14 protein-coding genes are annotated in these 14,526 nt (G+C 61.6%); 11 read left to right on the top strand and 3 right to left on the bottom strand.

All coding sequences use genetic code 11. The features are described from left to right. Window positions 1-2: 2 nt before the first annotated feature. The 3 genes from ACQ4MJ_RS26495 (at window position 3) to ACQ4MJ_RS26485 (ending at window position 3,526) form a co-directional block, all read left to right on the top strand. Window positions 3-1,067 (top strand): branched-chain amino acid ABC transporter permease, encoded by a 1,065-nt coding sequence (locus ACQ4MJ_RS26495; protein WP_431153219.1) that lies wholly within the window; start codon window positions 3-5, stop codon window positions 1,065-1,067. Window positions 1,068-1,166: 99 nt separating this feature from the next. Next, entirely contained in the window at window positions 1,167-2,792 is a 1,626-nt protein-coding gene (locus ACQ4MJ_RS26490) for a long-chain fatty acid--CoA ligase (RefSeq protein WP_431153218.1), read from the top strand. Beyond that, the gene (locus tag ACQ4MJ_RS26485; RefSeq protein ID WP_431153217.1) at window positions 2,789-3,526 is read left to right on the top strand and encodes an enoyl-CoA hydratase/isomerase family protein; all 738 of its coding nucleotides are present in this window, start codon (window positions 2,789-2,791) and stop codon (window positions 3,524-3,526) included. Before ACQ4MJ_RS26490 ends, ACQ4MJ_RS26485 begins: the two co-directional genes overlap by 4 nt. A gap of 15 nt (window positions 3,527-3,541) precedes the next feature. Here ACQ4MJ_RS26485 and ACQ4MJ_RS26480 read toward each other — a convergent pair whose 3' ends face one another. Continuing rightward, the gene (locus tag ACQ4MJ_RS26480; protein WP_431153216.1) at window positions 3,542-5,062 is read right to left on the bottom strand and encodes a sigma-54 interaction domain-containing protein; all 1,521 of its coding nucleotides are present in this window, start codon (window positions 5,060-5,062) and stop codon (window positions 3,542-3,544) included. An 80-nt stretch (window positions 5,063-5,142) separates the two neighbouring features. Here ACQ4MJ_RS26480 and ACQ4MJ_RS26475 point away from each other — a divergent pair, with 80 nt between their 5' ends. Together ACQ4MJ_RS26475 and ACQ4MJ_RS26470 are read left to right on the top strand one after the other, a co-directional pair. Continuing rightward, window positions 5,143-5,328: a hypothetical protein gene (locus ACQ4MJ_RS26475; protein ID WP_431153215.1), complete on the top strand. Its 186-nt coding sequence runs from the start codon at window positions 5,143-5,145 to the stop codon at window positions 5,326-5,328. A 241-nt stretch (window positions 5,329-5,569) separates the two neighbouring features. Next, window positions 5,570-5,737 carry a hypothetical protein gene (locus tag ACQ4MJ_RS26470; protein ID WP_431153214.1) on the top strand — a complete coding sequence of 56 codons (168 nt, stop codon included), beginning with the start codon at window positions 5,570-5,572 and terminating at the stop codon, window positions 5,735-5,737. A gap of 377 nt (window positions 5,738-6,114) precedes the next feature. Here ACQ4MJ_RS26470 and ACQ4MJ_RS26465 read toward each other — a convergent pair whose 3' ends face one another. Beyond that, window positions 6,115-6,894, bottom strand: coding sequence for a VOC family protein (locus ACQ4MJ_RS26465; protein WP_431153213.1), 780 nt, complete (start codon window positions 6,892-6,894; stop codon window positions 6,115-6,117). Window positions 6,895-6,963: 69 nt separating this feature from the next. On the opposite strand from ACQ4MJ_RS26465, the gene ACQ4MJ_RS26460 reads away from it, so the two are divergent. The 6 genes from ACQ4MJ_RS26460 (at window position 6,964) to ACQ4MJ_RS26435 (ending at window position 13,244) form a co-directional block, all read left to right on the top strand. After that, a complete protein-coding gene (locus ACQ4MJ_RS26460; protein WP_431153212.1) occupies window positions 6,964-8,148 on the top strand; it encodes a CaiB/BaiF CoA transferase family protein in 1,185 nt (394 codons plus the stop codon). 44 nt (window positions 8,149-8,192) lie between these two features. Beyond that, window positions 8,193-8,984: an enoyl-CoA hydratase-related protein gene (locus tag ACQ4MJ_RS26455; RefSeq protein WP_431153211.1), complete on the top strand. Its 792-nt coding sequence runs from the start codon at window positions 8,193-8,195 to the stop codon at window positions 8,982-8,984. Window positions 8,985-8,998: 14 nt separating this feature from the next. Continuing rightward, a complete protein-coding gene (locus tag ACQ4MJ_RS26450) occupies window positions 8,999-9,769 on the top strand; it encodes an SDR family NAD(P)-dependent oxidoreductase (protein ID WP_431153210.1) in 771 nt (256 codons plus the stop codon). Window positions 9,770-9,785: 16 nt separating this feature from the next. Continuing rightward, window positions 9,786-10,604 carry an enoyl-CoA hydratase-related protein gene (locus ACQ4MJ_RS26445; protein ID WP_431153209.1) on the top strand — a complete coding sequence of 273 codons (819 nt, stop codon included), beginning with the start codon at window positions 9,786-9,788 and terminating at the stop codon, window positions 10,602-10,604. Window positions 10,605-10,675: 71 nt separating this feature from the next. Then, complete coding sequence (locus ACQ4MJ_RS26440; RefSeq protein ID WP_431153208.1) at window positions 10,676-11,389, top strand: GntR family transcriptional regulator; 714 nt, start codon at window positions 10,676-10,678, stop codon at window positions 11,387-11,389. A 187-nt stretch (window positions 11,390-11,576) separates the two neighbouring features. Next, complete coding sequence (locus tag ACQ4MJ_RS26435; protein WP_431153207.1) at window positions 11,577-13,244, top strand: AMP-binding protein; 1,668 nt, start codon at window positions 11,577-11,579, stop codon at window positions 13,242-13,244. A 21-nt stretch (window positions 13,245-13,265) separates the two neighbouring features. Here ACQ4MJ_RS26435 and ACQ4MJ_RS26430 read toward each other — a convergent pair whose 3' ends face one another. Then, on the bottom strand, window positions 13,266-14,510 hold the full coding sequence (locus tag ACQ4MJ_RS26430) for an acyl-CoA dehydrogenase family protein (protein ID WP_431153206.1): 1,245 nt from the start codon (window positions 14,508-14,510) through the stop codon (window positions 13,266-13,268). Window positions 14,511-14,526: the final 16 nt, after the last annotated feature.

The raw sequence follows: 14,526 nt of genomic DNA, 5'->3' as shown, positions 1-14,526 counted from the left end.
CCATGATTTCCCGCCTTCTTTCCAACGATATGCCACGCAACCGCGTGCTCACGGCGCTGCTGCTTGCAGTGGTTATGGGCCTTGCGTTTGCGCCGTTCATCTTCCCGGGTGTCAAGGCGCTCAGCGTGGCGGCCAAGGTGCTGGTGTTCATCGTACTGGTCGCGAGCTTCGACCTTCTGCTTGGGTACACCGGCATCGTGAGCTTCGCACAGACGATGTTCTTCGGCATTGGCGCGTACGGCATCGCGATTTCCGCGACACGCCTCGGTTCCGGCTGGGGAGCCTTGCTGCTCGGGTTGGGCATGGCGCTTTTGATCTCGCTGGTGCTGTCGCTGGCGATCGGTCTGTTCTCGCTGCGCGTGCGTGCCATCTTCTTCGCGATGATCACGCTGGCGGTGGCCTCGGCTTTCCAGACACTGGCTTCGCAGTTGTCTGACTTCACTGGTGGCGAGGACGGCCTGACGTTTAAGCTGCCCCAGCTGATCTCGCCGAGCTTCGAGTTCGCAGAGAAGCCGTTCTTCGGTGTGTCACTCGACGGCCGGCTGCTTTGCTACTACGTGCTCTTCGTGCTCGCAGCGGTGCTGGTGTTGACCTTGCTGCGCATCGTGAATTCGCCCTTCGGACGCGTGCTGCAGGCCATCCGCGAGAACGAATTTCGAGCCGAGGCGATCGGCTACCGAGTAGTGGTGTACCGAACGACCGCATCGGTGCTATCGGCGCTGTTCGCGACCCTGGCCGGCGCCATGCTTGCGATCTGGCTCCGCTACAACGGGCCGGACACCTCGCTGAGCTTCGAAATCATGATCGACGTGCTGCTGATCGTGGTTATCGGCGGCATGGGGACGATCTACGGAGCGGTGATTGGCAGCGTGATCTTCGTGATCGCGCAGAGCTACCTCCAGGATCTGCTGCGCCTGGGCAGCGAGGCAGTGAGCGGTGTCTCTTGGCTTTCTGCACTGCTGTCTCCGGATCGATGGCTGTTATGGCTCGGGGTACTCTTTGTGCTCTCGGTCTACTACTTTCCAATGGGCATTGTGGGGCGCTTGCGAGATCGAAGCGGTAGATAGCACTGCCCATTCCAACGGGCGCCTTGCCATGAGGATTCACGCACGAATCGGCTCAGTCGCCACTTCAATCAACACCTGATCACTCAACGGAGACCGCACATGCTCGGCCTGATGCAAGACAGACAACTGCTGCTTTCACGCATATTGCGTCACTCACACCGCTTCCACGGTGAAGTGGAGGTCGTTTCGTACGACCGCTATGGGGCAGCCACCACAATGACCTATACCGACATCCATCGGCGCAGTTGCCAATTGGCCAACTCGTTGCGTGACTCGGGAATCAGGCTTGGAGAGCGTGTGGCAACGCTGGCCTGGAACGATCATCGCCATCTGGAAGTCTATTTTGCAGTCACGGGGATCGGCGCAGTGTGCCACACCGTTAACCCGCGACTGCATGCAGACGAAATCGCCTATATCCTTAACGATGCGCAGGACCGCATCGTGTTCTACGACCCAGCATTCGCCGCGTTGGTAGGCGCGGTGCGCGATCGCTGCCCAAGCGTCAACCTATGGATCTGTACTGACCGCGCTCTAGGAGGCGAAATCGAGGACGTGGACTATGAAGACTTCATCCGTTTGCACTCGCCGGAGTTCGTGTGGCCCGAGTTCAGCGAAGACACAGCGAGTTCCCTGTGCTACACCTCGGGCACAACCGGTCGTCCGAAGGGGGTGTTGACCTCGCATCGTTCGAACATGCTCATGATCCTCGCAATGGTGGCGCCCGACGTCTTTCATCTTGGCGCGCGCGATGCGGTCTTGGCTGTAGCACCGATGTTCCATGTCGCTTCGTGGGGGTTCCCCTTCGCAGCACCCATGGTAGGTGCCAAGCTCGTACTTCCCGGGCCCGATATGAGTGGATCTGCGTTGTTCCGCGCGATGGATACGCAAGGCGTCACGATCGCAACCGGAGTGTCAACCGTGTGGATTGGCGTGCTGGACGAAATCGCAAGACAAGGCCGGGCGCCTCGCGGCCTCCAACGGGCTTCGATCGGAGGTGCTGCGTGCAGCGCGCACGCGATCAATACGCTGGAAGACTATGGCATCGAAGTACTGCATTCGTGGGGGATGACGGAGCTGAGCCCGCTCGGTACGCTGAATCAGCTCAAGAATCACAACCAGCACATCGACGAGGCCGAGCGCCGAACACTTAAGTTGAAGCAGGGGCGTCCGCCATTCGGCGTGGACCTTCGCATCGTTGACGACGCCGGTGTAGAGCTCTCCTGGGGATCGGAAGTGCGCGGCAGGTTGCAAGCTCGGGGCTATTGGGCCATTGAGCGCTACTTCAACCAACAACAATCCGCGGTGGACACGGATGGTTGGTTGGACACCGGAGATATCGCCCTCATCGACGGCGAGGGATACATGCAAATTGTCGACCGGGAAAAAGACATGATCAAGTCCGGCGGGGAATGGATCAGCTCGCTCGAATTGGAGCGTATTGCCGCAGGCCACCCCGACATCTCCGATGTTGCGGCCATTGGATTGCCGCACGCTCGGTGGCAGGAGCGACCGGTACTCGTGGCGGTTGCCGTTCCCAGGGTCGTTCTGGATGAGCAGGCCGTACTCGCATACGTCAAGGCGCATGTCGCGTCCTGGCAAGTGCCCAACCGAGTGATTCAGGTCGCGGTCATGCCAAAGACAGGTACCGGAAAGACCGACAAGAAGGTCCTGAGGCAGCAATACCGGGATCTGCTGACAGAACATCCCGCAGGAGCCACCTCATGATGCTGCGACAAGACAGCAACCAGGACGGAATCGAGTGGATAACGCTCACGAATCCGCCCGTCAATGTGGTGACACGCGCGTTGATCGAACAATTGGTCGCAGGCTTGCGCCGAGCTGCCGATGACCCAGGCACACGAGTCGTCGTTCTTGGAGGTGAGGGGCGACATTTCTGCGCTGGCGCAGACCTTCGCGAACAACAGCGCGCTTGGCAAAGCGATGACCTTGGACCTGCGGACCTCGGCGAGGCTCTCTATACCGCGCTACTCGATTTCCCCAAGCCGCTCATCGGCATGGCACATGGCGCGGTGGCCGGTGCTGGCCTATCCATCATTGCGTGCTGCGACTTTGCCATCGCGGCGGCAGGCACACGCATTTCGCTACCTGAGATCGATGTCGGTGTGCTGGGGGGCATTAGCCATGCTCGCGCAGCACTGGGCAAGGCGCTTGTGCACTACATGGCGCTGACAGGTCTGCCCATCGAGGCAGAGAAACTGGCGCATACCGGCCTGTTTCTGGAAATCGTGCACCCGGATTCACTTCGCGACAGAACGGCTGCCATTGCCCGGACCATCGCTGACAAGGAGCCGGAGGCTGCCCGATACACCAAGCAATGCATGCGGGCCATCGAAGGGCTGAGCCAACTCGCCGGCTATGCGCGCGAACACGCCCTATCCAAGGAATTGCGCGCCAGTGGGGTCACAGATAGGCTGGTGTCCCAGTTCCTCCAGCGGTGAGGATAGCTGGCTGATTCAAGCGCGTAGCTTCTGGTAGAGCGAGGCGCGTGATATCCCAAGCCGACGTGCGGCGGCCGCCTTGTCGCCGTCAGCAGCATCGATCGCAGCTTGAATCGTCGCACGTTCAAATGCACGCACTTGATCTGCCAGCGGCAAGTCGGCACTCACCGAGGCGTTAGAAACGCTATTTGTGTCCTGACTCCCAACTGCCGGTGCCACTGAGCCCTGACTCCAATCGAGGTGCTGCGGCCCGACGGTGTTGCCATCGGACATGACGATAGCGTACTCAAGTACGTTGCGAATCTGGCGATAGTTACCTGGCCAGGCGCCGCGCTGTAGCTTGCTCAGCGCTTCGCGCGTGAGGCGCTTGCTTGGCACTCGATCGGCCTCGCAGATGCTCTGCAGAATCGCATGCGCAATGCCGGGAATATCTTCGGTCCGCTCTCGGAGTGCCGGCAGCCGAATAGGCAGCGCGCTAAGTCGGTAGAAAAGGTCGGCACGAAAAGCGCCTGCTCGGATCTTCTTCTCGAGGTCGACGCTAGTAGCAGACACCAATCGCACGTCGACTGCCACCAATTTGTTTGAGCCCAACGGCTCCAAGACACGCTCCTGCAGCACACGCAACAGTTTGACTTGAATAGACAACGGCATGTCGCCAATCTCGTCGAGGAACAACGTTCCGTGGTTGGCCAGTTCGATTTTTCCCCGACGTCCTTGTTTGTCGGCCCCGGTGTAGGCACCAGGCGCCACACCGAAGAGCTCGGCCTCCAGCAAGGTTTCTGGTATTGCGGCCATATTAATCGCAACGAATGGTCCGTTGCTTCGTGGCGAGGCGTCGTGGAGAGCCTGCGCGATGATCTCCTTGCCCACGCCAGTTTCGCCCAATAGCAAGACTGCGCTGTTGGACTGAGCGCAGCGCATGACCTTCTTCTTCATCTGTTGGACCACAGGACTGGCTCCGATATAGTCGTCCAAGGTGTATTGGACACCACGCGTGCGTTTCAAGGGTATGCGCCGTGCGATCAGTTCCTGGTTGATCTCCACGAACTTGGACATCAACGGACGCAGGGATCCGAATGGATCCGTCAGCCATACAACGCCCATAGCGCCCGAAATCTGGCCTTTCATATCACGCAGCGGAATACGGCTGACAAGGAAAGTACCAGCCGACGAGACCATCAGGTCCATCATCATCGGCTCACCCGACTTCACGATTTCGTGCAAACGTGTACCCGATATGATGTCCTGGACCTTGCGACCGATAACTTGAGATGCCTTGGATATCGAGAGCTTGGGCAGAATTGCCAGGTAGGCATCGCTGATCCAGACGATCTCAGTCGCTGCGTTGACCACAACGATGCCTTCCGAATAGGCGGCGAGCGTGTCGAACAGGGCGGAGAGGTGAAACGACTGGAGGCTCATAGAAGCTAGAGATTCGAGTTCTTGTATGGGGCAATCGTACCTTCGGTGCAGAGTTGTGCGTTTCAACGAAATACGTTTGCCGTCGCGGCGTCCCACGATCATTTGACGATACATCGGCCCGGACCTGCCTGCTCGGAGGCCGTCGTATGTCTCGCGGCCCACCAATCCCAGCCCGAGGGCAAGACTGACGAAGAATGAGTGTTGTCGAACAGCTGTTCGCGCATCGGGTCGTGTGTCTCCCAGATGGCGTGGCTAATCTGTCGCGCGGCGAAATGCATCTTGATGCGATGATCAAGGCGCTCTATTGGTGGCAGTCTGGAATGCAGACGACTTGGCGGCGTGACAACCCCAAGACGTGCTGGGCAACGATGTTCCGTTGAGTCTCGTTGCTGCCGCCGTAGATCGACATCGCACTCCGCCAGAAGTAGTGGGGCGGTGCGTTGCGTACGTTGGCGTCGATGCCGCCTTCGCCGCTCGATTGCGCCGCATCGAGCACCTGGCTGGCAGGGCCGGCAGCTGCAAAGATCAGTTCTGTGATGCGCCGTTGGCCGATCGCGGTGCCGCGGATCTTCAGCGCAGATGCCAGAGCGACGCCGATGTGGACACTGCGACCACTTAAAGTTGCGCTTCGGTCTCTGCGAAATTCGCGCGGAACACGGTGCCTTCGATCAGCGGCCGGCCGTGATGCCGAATCTCGGACGCCATGTGGTGCAGGCGGTGCAGCGCGAATGTCGAGATACCGATGTTCTAGACCTGGTCGTGATCGAGCAGGAACTTGGCTTAGCTTGAGTGGCTCGACCCTCCTCGCCGACGAGACTGGTGTCGCTGCTTCTGCGTTTTCCTGCCGAAGTTGAAGATCATCGATCCCCGCTGTGCGCGGGTCGAAATGTCGGGCAGTTCGGCACCGCGCTGATGGTCTCGAAGAGGTAGCGCTGAGTGGCGTACCAACCCGAGCAACCCTGCGCAACGGGCCAGGTGTAGACATGCCAGCCGCGCCCTACCGCGGATGTGCTGCCAACGAATGAAATCGTCTGGGTGCAGGGATAGGTCGTGCTCCACGCGTCGTGCGATGTCCCGCGGCGGGTTCTCAGTAGTGAAGGCGCTCACTTCGTCGGCAAACGCCTGATCCTATTGCGCGATTGCCAGTTCCCCCGGGTGTCTTCTTGTCAGCTGATTGAATGCAATGCGAAGTGGACGCCGCCGACGAAGACGCCGTCTGAATCAGTGAGGAGCCCACGGGACTCGGCCGTCCCGCGGATGGCCTTGGCATCGCGCACCGCCAGCTCAATGCCGGCCAGCCCTTCGCCGCGATCGTCGCGCGGCGCGATGAAGCGCAGGGTAGCCTGATCGAGCGACAGGCGCCAGCCCGCGCTGTCTCGCTCTGCGGGTCGCTGCAGGATGCGGCTCCAGCGCTCTGCCAGCGCCGAGGGATCGACCGACTGCAATGCCGCGCCGGTGATACCCTCTACGCGCTGCTGCGACACCGCGTCCCGCCAATGCGGACCTGCGGGCCAGTAAGGGCCTTGCAGGTCCGCGCCGTTCAACGTCGAGTTGACTTCCAGCAGCGCACCGCCGGTGTCGCGCGGATGGAGCTGCAATCCCTCGTAGTCGCCAACCGCGAGAGGTGCCGCGATGCGTACGCCGATCGCGTCGACATGCGTGCGCCAGCGCTCCAGTGATTCGCTGTCTAGGATCACCATATAGCCGCCGTCGCCTTTGCGCCGCTCGAGATAGCGGCCGGCGTTGGTGCCTTCGCGCAGCGGCGCAACCACCTCCACGAAGCTGGTGCCGAAGGGCATGAGCGCGTTGTGCAGGCCGAACTGGCCGACTTCTGGGTCGCGGTGGCACACGTGCACGCCGAAAACAGCGCAAAGGTCTTCCTCCACCGGTGCGAGCTCGCGCGCCACAAGACAAAGCTGTCGCAGCCGCAGATATTTATTCAACATCAGATTGCCTCTCGTTGTTGTATTTAATATGATATAACAAATATAAAACTCACAATGAGACATTGATCCATGACTTCTCTGACCGGATTGCGTGTTCTTGATCTCTCCCGCTTCATTGCTGGGCCCTACTGCGCCATGATCCTGGGCGACATGGGAGCGGAGGTTGTGAAGATTGAACCGCCGGGCGAGGGCGAGTACGCTCGCCGCGCCGCGCCGGGTATCAACGGACAGAGCCTTTACACTTTCATCGTCAACCGCAACAAAAAGAGCTTGGCGATCGACTTACGCAGCGGAAGTGGTCTGAACGTGCTGCGCGAACTAATTGCGCAGGCCGACGTGCTGGTCGAGAACTTCCGCCCCGGAACGATGGAGAAGATGGGGCTCGGCTGGGATGCAGTGCACGAGCTCAATCCACGACTCGTGATGGCGCGCATCTCCGGTTTCGGGCAGGACGGGCCGCTCGCCGATAAGCAGTGCTTCGATGGCGTGGCACAAGCGATGAGCGGCCTCATGGACATGACCGGCCCCGATGACGGCGCGCCGACCATGATCGGCTCTTTCATGTGCGACTACACCAGTGGCATGTACGCAGCGCTCGGCATTCTCTCGGCACTCCATGCGCGTCACGTCTCAGGCAAAGGGCAGTTCGTGGATGTGTCACTGCTCGAGAGCGCAGTGTCGATGCTGATGACCGCGATCCCGCAGCACAAACTCTTCGGCACCACCATGACGCGCGTGGGTAGCCGCGACCGCTTCGTCGCGCCGTCTAATACCTTCGCGACGCGCGACGGCCGCTATGTGCTGATAGTGGGCGGCGACGACAACATGTTCCCGCGCACGGTCCGTGCGATGAAGCAACCGGCATTGCTCGATGATCCGCGCTTCCAGACTATGGTGTCGCGTCTCAAGCATCGCGAGGCAGTTGAAGGTGCCGTGGCCGAATGGATGCTTTCGCTCGACGCCGATGAGATCGTGTCGCGCCTGGAAGCCGAAGGCGTGCCATGCGCCAAGGTCGCGACGGTGGACGAGGTGGTTGCAAATCCGCAACTGCATCATCGCGGCGCCATTGCGGAGATCTCCTTCGGAGACTACACGGTGCCGATGCAGGGTGTAACCATTCATCTGTCCGACACGCCGCTGTCGATTCGCAGCCCACTGCCGCAGGTCGGTGAGCACAACGCTGAAGTGCTCAGGCAATGGCTCGGTTACGAAGTCAGCCAGATCGAGGCGCTCGAGTCCGAAGGCGCGCTCTGATCCGGTCCATCGCTCCAGACAACATATCAACAGGAGACATCTATTTGGCCACCGAACTCATCGAGCATCTAGAGCAGGGGGTTCTTACGCTCACCCTCAACCGGCCAGAGCAGCTCAACGCGCTCACCGTTCCGATGACCGAAGCGATGCTCGCCGCGCTCCGGCGCGCTGCGGTCGACACGAAGGTGCGCGTCGTCGTAATCACGGGAGCGGGCCGCGCTTTCTGTGCCGGCGGCGACGTGAAGGCTATGGCCGAGGACGACGCGACGCAGCACACGCTTGAATCGCGCACGTTGCAGTTGCGCGAGCACATGGAAAGCTCGCGGCTGCTGCGCGAAATGCCCAAGCCGACCATCGCCGTTGTGCGCGGCGCCGCGGCCGGCGCGGGTCTATCGCTAGCGCTTGCATGCGACCTGCTGCTGGCGAGCGATACTGCGAAGTTCACATCGGCCTTCGTGAAGGTCGGACTCTCGGGCGATTTCGGCAGCACCTGGTTCCTTACACAGCTGCTTGGCCCGCGTGCGCGCGCCTTCGCGCTGCTGTCTCCGGTCGTCAAGGCCGACGAAGCGCTTTCGCTTGGACTGGCCGCGCGCGTGGTGCCAGATGCCGAACTCGACGCTGAGGCCACGACACTCGCGCGTCAGCTTGCCGATGGGCCATCGATCGCGATCGGGCACATCAAAGCGAACCTGAATGCCGCCGAGCAGGGCGTCACGTTAGGGCAAGCGCTCGACCACGAGGCCATTCGCCACATCCGCTGCGGCATGACCGATGACCATCAGGAAGCGGCCCGGGCCTTCGTCGAGAAGCGCGCGCCGAAGTTCGTCCATATTTGAAGGAGCCAGCACCCATGAACCCCTTTTCTCTCAAGGGCAAGACCGCCATCGTCACCGGTTCATCGCGCGGGATCGGGCGCGCCATCGCCGTCGCCTATGCACGCGCGGGCGCGCGCGTCGTTATCACCAGCCGCAAGGCCGATGCCTGCCTCGCGGTCGTCGAGGCGCTTCGCAGTGAAGGCTTGGAGGCCACTGCGATCGCCTGCAACATCTCGAAGAAGGACGAGGTTCTCGCGCTAGTCAGCCAGACCGAGAAAATCTACGGACAGGTCGATGTGCTGGTATGCAATGCGGCTGTCAACCCATACTACGGGCCGATGTCGGGCATCTCTGATGAGGCGTTCTCGAAGGTAATGGACGTCAACATCCGCTCCAACCTGTGGTTGGTGAACCGCGTCGCGCCTGGCATGGCGGAGCGCGGCGGCGGATCGATCGTCATCATCAGCTCAATCGCAGGGATCACTGGCTCGCGCGTGCTGGGGGCGTATGCGATCTCGAAGGCTGCGGACATGCAACTCGCTCGCAACCTCGCGCTCGAATGGGGCAAGCAGGGCGTGCGTACCAACTGCATCGCGCCGGGGCTGATCAAGACCGACTTTGCCAAGGATTTGTGGGACAACCCGAAGACGCTCGCGGCGGCGCTGGCTTCGAGCCCGCTCAACGCGATAGGCGATCCCGAGGATATCGCGGGCGCGGCGCTGCTGTTGGGCTCCGATGCGGGGCGCTTCATCACCGGCACCACCATCGTGATTGACGGCGGCGTAACTATCGGCGGCGAAGCCTGAGCACAGGGGAGAAGGCATGGACTACAAGGACATCACCGTGGCGACCGAAGGCCGCGTTCGCACGCTCACTCTGAATCGCCCCGACCGGCTCAACGCCTGGACGCATCGCATGGAGGCCGAGTTCCGCCAAGCGGTGGATGCGGCAGAGAGCGATGAAACGGTGCGCGCGATCGTGGTCACCGGTGCAGGTCGCGGCTTCTGCGCGGGTGTGGACATGGATATCGTCGAAGCGGGCGCCGCCGGCGCGGTCAGCGAGCCTGTTGCCGCCGCAGTGGCGGAAGCGCCGCCGTCGGGCATTGAAGTCAATTACGCGTGGAAGTTCAGCTACCTGCTTCGGGTGCGCAAGCCGATCTTCGTCGCGATCAACGGACCGATCGCCGGCATTGGCCTGTGCATGGCCGTGTTCTGCGATTTCCGCTATATGGCCGAAGGTCAAAAGCTGACCACCGCATTCGCTAAGCGCGGGTTGATCGCGGAGCACGGAATCTCGTGGATGTTGCCGCGGTTGGTTGGGCCGACGAACGCGCTCGACCTACTGTTGTCCGCGCGCACGCTGGTCACGTCAGAGGCTGCGGCGCTGGGCCTCGTGAAGGCGCTACCGCCAGACGACTTCCTCGCCAAAGTCCAGGCCATCGCACGGGAAATGATCGAGAGCGCGTCGCCGCGTTCGATCGGCGTCATCAAGCGGCAGGTGTACGACAGCCTGTTCCAGGACCTCGACACCGCGTGGCGCCGCGCCGACGAGGAGATGCAGGCTTCCTTTGCGAGTGAGGACTTCCGCGAAGGCGTGGCTCACTTTCTCGAAAAGCGTCCGTCGGCCTTCACTGGGCGATGAAATCGGTACCCGCATTGAAATAACATATAGGCTATTTGAAATAGACGTGCTACCCGCACGTCTTCCCCGCCATGGAAGACATCATCACCCGCGATAGCCTCAACGCACAGGCCTACAACCGGCTGTGCCGCGACCTCAAGGCCGGCAGGTTCGCGCCCGGCGAAAAGCTCAAGCTGCGGGATCTCGCGGCGGTGATGGGCATCAGCCCAACTCCGGTTCGCGAGGCGCTGGCGCGGCTGATCTCCGAGCAGGCGCTCGAACAGATGGGTCACCATTCGGTGCGCGTGCCGGTGATGAGCGAGGCACGCTTCTCCGAGGTGCGCGAACTGCGGCTCATGCTCGAAGGCCAGGCCGCCGCGCGCGCCGCCGAGCTTGCGGGCGCTGATGATATTAAAAAGCTGGCGGCCATCCACGAGCGCATGGCGGCGTTAAAGGAGGCGGGCGACACGGCCGGCGAATTGCTCGAATCTGAACGTTTCCACATGGCTGTATATGCGCTTGCAGGCATGCCGATTCTGCAGCGCATCGTCGAAAGCCTCTGGCTTCAGTGCGGCCCACTCATGAAGGCGCTGCAGACCCATGCATTGGACGATCCACGTAAACAGCATCCGCACCACATGGTGATGCGCGGCCTGCGCAAGCACGATGCCGAAGTCGCACGGCGCGGCATTCATGAAGAGATCGAGCGCACCGCGGCGCCGATCCTTGTATACCTGCGCGAGCGCGCGGCTGCGGTGGAGCAGGGGCCCACGAACGTGCGGCGCATCGCGGGCCAATTGGCCTAACCTTCCGGTCTGACCTGGTCAGGGTCCAGCCGGGTCCATGCATCAGGGAAATGGAAGTAAATGCCCAATATTCATTGGGATTCTCTTGCCGCATTCGGACTCTGGCTGCATGATCGCGAAAACCGGACAAAGCCGCCCGAGACGGGTGTTGATCCGGAAGCGCCGAACGACCCGGAGACAAGCCTGCATGTTCGCCTATCGCCACGGTTTCCAGCCGCTGCATGAGTATTTGCGCCAGCACGCCCGCCAGAAGCCCGACAAGGCTGCAGTGATCTGGTATGGCCGAAAGATCACATATGCCGAGCTCGACGACCTGAGCGACCGCTTCGCGCAAAGTCTGCGGGACCGCGGGATCGGGCAAGGTGACGTGGTGGTGCTTTTCATGCACAACTGCCCGCAGTACCTGATAGCCCACTTCGGCGTGCAGAAGCTCGGTGCGATCGTGAGTCCTTGCAATCCCGATGCGCGAGCTTACGAACTCGAACACCAGCTCTCGAAACTGGACGCCAGCGCTCTCGTGGCGGCAGAAGACCTGCTTAAGGTGCTCATGGGTTCCAAAGCGATGCGCACCGTCAAGCATGTCTTCGCGGTGCGCTATGGCGAGATGCTGCCTGCGACGCTCGCGATGGACGTGCCTCCCGGGATCCGCATGCGGCACGAAGCGGCGCCGCCGCTTCCGTCCTGCGTCATTGACTTCGCCGATGCGCTGGCTGAGGCGGAGGGCTTCACGCCCGTCAGCACCATCGCGATGGACGACGTCTGTCTTATGGCGTACACCTCGGGCAGCACGGGGTTACCCAAGGGCGCGATGATCAGCTTCGAGTGCGCGCTCTACAAGACAGGAGTCAGCGCCGACGGTTTCAGGATTGCACCCGATGACGTGATACTCGCCGACGTCCCGCTGCACCACATTTCGGGGATGATGAACGGTCTGGCACTACCGATCTACTGTGGCGCAACCGTCGTGTTGCTGCATCGCTTCGATGCCTGTGCGGTGCTGCAGGCAATAGAAGCTTGCCAGGTGAATTGGTGGCACACCATGGCGCCTTCGCTGCTCTCGGTCATGAACTGTGACGACGCGGGAACGTTTGACCTCTCGTCGCTACGAGCCACCGTGGGCACCAGTTTCGGCGTGCACTTGACCGAATCGCTCGCGCGACGCTGGAGCAGCTTCGCCAACGGCTGCCTCGTCTACGAGGCCGGCTACGGCCTGAGCGAGACCCATACTTGCGACACGGTGATGCCCTTGGACGCCATCAAATGGGGTACCAACGGAAAACCCTTACCCGGCGTGGAAGTGCGCATCGTTGATCCCGAGACCGGCCGCGACATGCCCGTCGGTCAGCGCGGCGAGATCGTGCTGCGCAGCCCCGTGCGCTACAGGGGCTACTGGCTGCATCCCGAGGCCACGCAGGCCATGATGCTTGACGGCTGGCTACGCACTGGCGACGTCGGCAAGCTCGACGAGGAGGGATACCTTACCTTCCTCGGTCGCACCAAGGAAATGATCAAGGTGTGGAGCTACAGCGTGTTTCCAGAAGAAGTCGAGGCCATCCTGGCGCTGCACCCTGATGTGCGACAGGCTGCCGTCGTTGGCCTGCCCGATCCCGACCGCGGCGAGTCGGTGCAGGCATATGTCGTACTCAAGGAGGAGGCCGCCGCGCGCGTTCGCGCAGGGCGGTCGAGAGACCGTGCAGACCAGAAGATTATCGAGTGGTGCCTGCAGCACATGTCCCACTACCAGGTGCCGCGCACGGTGATCTTTCGCAGCGGGCTGCCATCGTCGAAGAACGGCAAGTTGCTGCGCCGCATGCTGAGCGATCCGGCCTCTTCCACGTCGATGGCCATTAGCTGAAGAAGCCGGACCGCGCGTGCCTCAGCGCGTCACGGCCTTGGGGCGGTAGCCGGCCAGCTCGTGCTTGGCGACGGCGTTGCGGTGCACCTCGTCCGGACCGTCCGCCACACGAAGATGGCGCGCATACGCGTAGAACGAGGTCAGCAACGTGTCCTGGCTCAAACCCGCCGCGCCGAAGGCCTGCATGGCATCGTCGATCACCTGCGCGCAGTTGTTGGGCGCAATCACCTTGATCATCGCGATCTCCTTCGCTGCGACCTTGTTGCCAACGGTGTCCATGCGCCAAGCGGCATGCAGCACCATCCAACGAGTCTGGTCGATCAGCATGCGCGAACGCGCAATCCGCTCGCGCCACACGCCCTGCTCGGCAAGCGGCTTACCGAACGCCACGCGGGACACCACGCGTTCGCACATCATCTCCAGCGCCGATTCGGCCATGCCGATCATCCGCATGCAGTGGTGAATGCGACCGGGGCCCAAACGGCCTTGCGCGATCTCGAAGCCGCGGCCTTCGCCCAGCAGAATGTTCGATGCGGGAACCCGCACGTTCTCGAACAAGATTTCAGGATGGCCGAAGGGCGCGTCATAGTGTCCCATCAGAGCCATGTCGCGCACAACCGTCACCCCGGGCGTGTCGCTCGGCACGATGATCATCGACTGCTGGCGATGGCGATCAGCATTGTCCGGATCGGTTTTGCCCATCAGGATGAAGAGCTTGCAGCGCTCGTTCATCGCGCCCGATATGTACCACTTGCGCCCGTTGATGACGTAGTCGTCGCCGTCACGGCGGATGCTGCATTCGATGTTGGTCGCGTCGGATGAGGCCACCGCAGGCTCAGTCATCGCGAACGAGGAGCGGATCTCGCCATCCAGCAGCGGACGCAACCAGCGTTCCTGCTGCTCCGGCGATCCATATCGCGCGATGACTTCGGTGTTGCCGGTGTCCGGCGCGCTGCAGTTGAATGCTTCGGCGCTCCAGTAACGGCGGCCCATGATCTCGCACAGCGGTGCGTACTCCAGGTTCGTGAGTCCGGCACCGTGGCCGGCTTCGGGCAGGTACAGGTTCCACAGGCCCACGGCGCGAGCCTTCGGCTTGAGCTCCTCCATCAGCGCAAGGGTCGTGTACCTTCCGCCTTTCTGCGCGTTGAGGTATGACTGATGGGCTTCCTCCTCATGGCGCTTTTCGTTCGGGTAGATGTGCTCATCCATGAAGGCGAGCAAACGGTTGCGAAGGTCCTGGACCTTGGGGCTGTATTCGAATTGCATGGCGTTTTTGCGAGTG

Origin of the sequence: Acidovorax facilis, from assembly GCF_050626955.1 — a bacterium.
Classification (GTDB): domain Bacteria; phylum Pseudomonadota; class Gammaproteobacteria; order Burkholderiales; family Burkholderiaceae_C; genus Acidovorax; species Acidovorax facilis.
The sequence above is the reverse complement of the archived record's forward strand: the minus strand, read 5'-3'. Positions and strand labels throughout refer to the sequence as shown.

What these genes read in the sequence shown, in the direction of transcription:
- ACQ4MJ_RS26495 (WP_431153219.1), top strand. Translation starts at nt 3, where the DNA reads ATGATTTCCCGCCTTCTTTCCAACGATATGCCACGCAACCGCGTGCTC.
- ACQ4MJ_RS26465 (WP_431153213.1), bottom strand. Translation starts at nt 6,894, where the DNA reads ATGTTGAATAAATATCTGCGGCTGCGACAGCTTTGTCTTGTGGCGCGC.
- ACQ4MJ_RS26440 (WP_431153208.1), top strand. Translation starts at nt 10,676, where the DNA reads ATGGAAGACATCATCACCCGCGATAGCCTCAACGCACAGGCCTACAAC.
- ACQ4MJ_RS26480 (WP_431153216.1), bottom strand. Translation starts at nt 5,062, where the DNA reads ATGTATCGTCAAATGATCGTGGGACGCCGCGACGGCAAACGTATTTCG.
- ACQ4MJ_RS26450 (WP_431153210.1), top strand. Translation starts at nt 8,999, where the DNA reads ATGAACCCCTTTTCTCTCAAGGGCAAGACCGCCATCGTCACCGGTTCA.
- ACQ4MJ_RS26435 (WP_431153207.1), top strand. Translation starts at nt 11,577, where the DNA reads ATGTTCGCCTATCGCCACGGTTTCCAGCCGCTGCATGAGTATTTGCGC.
- ACQ4MJ_RS26430 (WP_431153206.1), bottom strand. Translation starts at nt 14,510, where the DNA reads ATGCAATTCGAATACAGCCCCAAGGTCCAGGACCTTCGCAACCGTTTG.
- ACQ4MJ_RS26485 (WP_431153217.1), top strand. Translation starts at nt 2,789, where the DNA reads ATGATGCTGCGACAAGACAGCAACCAGGACGGAATCGAGTGGATAACG.
- ACQ4MJ_RS26490 (WP_431153218.1), top strand. Translation starts at nt 1,167, where the DNA reads ATGCTCGGCCTGATGCAAGACAGACAACTGCTGCTTTCACGCATATTG.
- ACQ4MJ_RS26475 (WP_431153215.1), top strand. Translation starts at nt 5,143, where the DNA reads ATGAGTGTTGTCGAACAGCTGTTCGCGCATCGGGTCGTGTGTCTCCCA.
- ACQ4MJ_RS26460 (WP_431153212.1), top strand. Translation starts at nt 6,964, where the DNA reads ATGACTTCTCTGACCGGATTGCGTGTTCTTGATCTCTCCCGCTTCATT.
- ACQ4MJ_RS26445 (WP_431153209.1), top strand. Translation starts at nt 9,786, where the DNA reads ATGGACTACAAGGACATCACCGTGGCGACCGAAGGCCGCGTTCGCACG.